2 protein-coding genes are annotated in these 3610 nt (G+C 36.3%); one reads left to right on the plus strand and one right to left on the minus strand.

The genetic code is table 11. The features are described 5' to 3' along the window. Window positions 1-1686 precede the first annotated feature (1686 nt). Window positions 1687-2868: a GNAT family N-acetyltransferase gene (locus tag F6K23_RS39980; protein ID WP_293166694.1), complete on the minus strand. Its 1182-nt coding sequence runs from the start codon at window positions 2866-2868 to the stop codon at window positions 1687-1689. Window positions 2869-3490: 622 nt separating this feature from the next. Here F6K23_RS39980 and F6K23_RS42665 point away from each other — a divergent pair. Next, window positions 3491-3610 (plus strand): transposase (locus F6K23_RS42665; protein ID WP_375340829.1); only part of this gene is annotated, 120 nt, incomplete at its 3' end.

The following is a 3610-nucleotide window of genomic DNA, read 5'->3' on the forward strand; positions in this document are numbered from 1 at the left end:
TGGGGAGGGTGGGAAGTAGAAGGAATAACTGTACCTGTATCTTTTTGTGCAAGTCTGCCACTGATCATAGCTTTTATGGTCTGATCTCAAATCCGGTTAAACAGTTATAGATTGGTTAACTCAACCACGAGACAGTCCTCAGTCCTCAGGAGGAGAAAGAATCACAAACATTTATTAGTGATGACGATTCGAGATTTTTTTTGGGTAGTGGTGCATTGTAATTTTTTCGGTAACGGTATAGCAAGCATTTCAGCCACCATTCACCATTACTATACAGGACTACCTTTTTTTGATGTCCAATTAAACGGATTTGATCTTAAAGGCTGAAAAATTTGCACTTTTTTCCCGACAAAAATCCAAAAAACTCACTCTTGACAGTGCTTTTATATTGACCTGCTCTACTTACTTATCCCACACTTTGCGCTCTGCACAAGCAGTATTTTTAAACCTTGTAAATCATCGACAATATTCATTACAAGGATCGTGTAATATGGTTTATGTCGTAAAAATTTCTATCAAAAACCTTTTTGTTTGCTGAACAATATCCTTCTCAAATTTTTATCTGTATAACTCAGATATATGCAACTAAAATCACAGGTGCATTGGATTCAACATCCAGATGGTTATTAGATATTACGAAATCCTGAATATCCGACCTTTATTCAAGTAGATATTTTTCATAAAAATGTTATTTTTCAGTTAGGTAAAAAACCGATAATACCAAATTGAAATGAAGCTGCATAGAATAATACTTAAAGCACAATTGACTGTAGATAGACATAGATAAATATAGATTAATGAATGAATTTCGTAATTCTATGCAACCTCATATAAAATTGGTATAACTACTATTGCTAATAAATACGATTTAACTGAAAAAAATATTCAACAACTGTTGCAAAAAGCATATATAACGGATATATTATCAGATATTAAACTACCTCCAAAAACGTTTTATTTGTAGCGAATATTATTTTAAAAAGTATTTTATATAAAGTTGTTATTTTAGTATCTCGTCTCGTTCAATTTTCAGTTTTTGTTAAATTTTAGTATGATTTTTCGTATTTTATCTAGTTATATCAAATCCGGTTAAACACCCTCACAATCAATAGCTTAAAACCATGATTATTAGGTTATTGGAACTATGTGCAATTAGGCGGATTTGATATTATATAAAATTTCACCTTGCCAAACTTGAGAGAAAGAAGGAAGATGTTTTTTGGTTTAAGTTCCAATCTACTTACAACCTTTAGGTATTTAAGAATTGCTGATAGCTGAAATAATAATTGCTTGATTTATTACCTTCTTCCTTCTTCCATCCCCTTTTCTCTTACGTGTTAATGGTAGTTATATCATGTCCGCTGGGGGGCATTTGTGTAAAACCAAGGGTGAATATCTACAGGAAATTTACGTTTTTTTCAAGCTTTTAAGCCTTCTTCCCTCTTCCTTCTTCCTTCTTCCTTCTTCCTTACTTTCACGCTTACAATACCGATGCTACCGGACATGATATTATACCATTTTTTAGTAGGAAAAATACTTCAAAGTCATTCTAGACAAGGGAATTACGTCGATGTCTTAAAAATGGCTAGAACCCTTGCTTATTCAGGATTTATACCTTTTTGACATCAAAGCCTCTGCCCATCTATATTTGAGCCTATTTTATGGCTTGATTTTGTGTAAGTCCCATTAAGAATTACTATGACTAAAAGGTAAATCCTCATTAATTCTCTCCATTTCTAGCTGTTCCATTTCATTCACTTGACCAATGTAGGACAAGAAGATTTTTGACAAACGATTATGATAAAATTTGTGCATACTATGGTTAGGTGTTGCTGGAAAACCACGCCGTTTTTTATGACGCCCACCAGCACCAGGGTCAAAAGTATTAATACCATGCTCGATCGCCCATTCTATCGGAGCATAATAACAAGCATCAAAATGTAAACAATCTATTTCGTAAGTGCTGCCCCAATAACGACCGTAAAGGCGATCGCCCTTAGTAATACAAAACGACATTCCCACAGGGAAGCGGTTGTCTTCCTCACTATAACCTGCCACAAATAATACTCGATGGCGAAAGTCGTGATGTAATTGCTCAAAAAATCGCTTCGTCAAATATTTACTACCCCACCAACCAAATTTATCGCAGGTACTCTCGTAAAAACTGTACATCCTAGAAAATAGAGCTTTCGGTATTTCATCCCCAGTGAAAGTCTGCATTTGTAAACCAGCTTTTCCTACTGCTTTGCGTTCCCGCTTAATATTACGACGTTGATTAGCATTAAATACTTTGAGATAGTCATCAAAAGTCTGATAACCTTGATTTTGCCAAATGTAACTATGGTGTAACCAACTGCTAAAACCATTACGTTGCAGTACAGGATGCCATTCTGGATCGACATAGAGAAAATGACATCCAGAAATATGATAGCGATCACAAAAACGATCGATTTCGCTGACCATCAAAGCTGTCATTTCATCCTCATCTTCCCCAGGGGCGATTAAAAATCTATACCCCTCAGCAGGAGTAAAAGGCGACATTCCCAATAACTTCGGGTAATATTCAATACCTAAGCGGTAAGCTATATCGGCCCATTGATGGTCAAAGACAAATTCACCTTGACTGTGTCCCTTGATATAAAGTGGAGCTGCTGCGATTAGTTGTCTATCTCGCCATACCATTAAATGTTGCGGTAGCCATCCACTTCTACCACCCACACTACCAGAAGTTTCCATATTATGCAGCCAGTCCCATTCTAGGAAGGGAGTTTTTAAAGGTTGGGCCAGAGCATCCCACGCTGGTTTAGGGACTTCAGCAATTTTACCAATCCAGGCTAGAGAATATTGAGATTTAGGCTGTTGAATCATTTTTAATTATCTTTGGTGTGTTCGATATCTAAGTTAATCTATTCTCAAGTTATTGTGCATTTGTTGGGTATGCTTGAAAAAGTAGTCAGGAGAACCGAGTCAGGGCAATGAAGTCAATGGGGATTTTTATTGCGCCCTGTAGACGATTTATTACAGCGCTTTCATATAAATAAACCACTGCGGTGCAAAGCAAGCAAGGACATCATCAACCATGCATATCTGGACTTCTAAAAATCTGGCGTTGGTAAAGCGCGGGTATGATATTAATCTTAATTACTGATATAGAATCCGGTTATATAGTATATGTTCATTATTCAATCTCCCCATCTCCCCCAACAATACAATTAAGTATTCAACCGGATTTGATATTACTCATTACTCCTAACTCCTAACTCATTACTCATTACTCCTAACTCCTAACTCATTACTCATTACTCATTACTCATTAATCCTCAGTAATACGATAACTAATTACCCGGATTCTATATGAGGAGTCAACCCACCCCTAACCCCTCCCTGGAGAGGAAGTCAGTCGGACCGAGTCAGGAGAGAAGAAAGAAGAAAGAGGAATAGAAGGAGAAAGTTTGGCGTTGGTAAATCAAGAGATGAAACTTTATGGGTTATGATTGAGCCATTACTGCCAAAAAAGAAAAAAACTTGTCCAACAAAATGGAACAACAGAGAAATCTTAGATGGTATTCTATATCAATTAAAGAATGGTTGTAACTGGTGTGACTTACCC

This window comes from Okeania sp. SIO2C9 (assembly GCF_010672455.1).
Lineage (GTDB): Bacteria > Cyanobacteriota > Cyanobacteriia > Cyanobacteriales > Microcoleaceae > Okeania.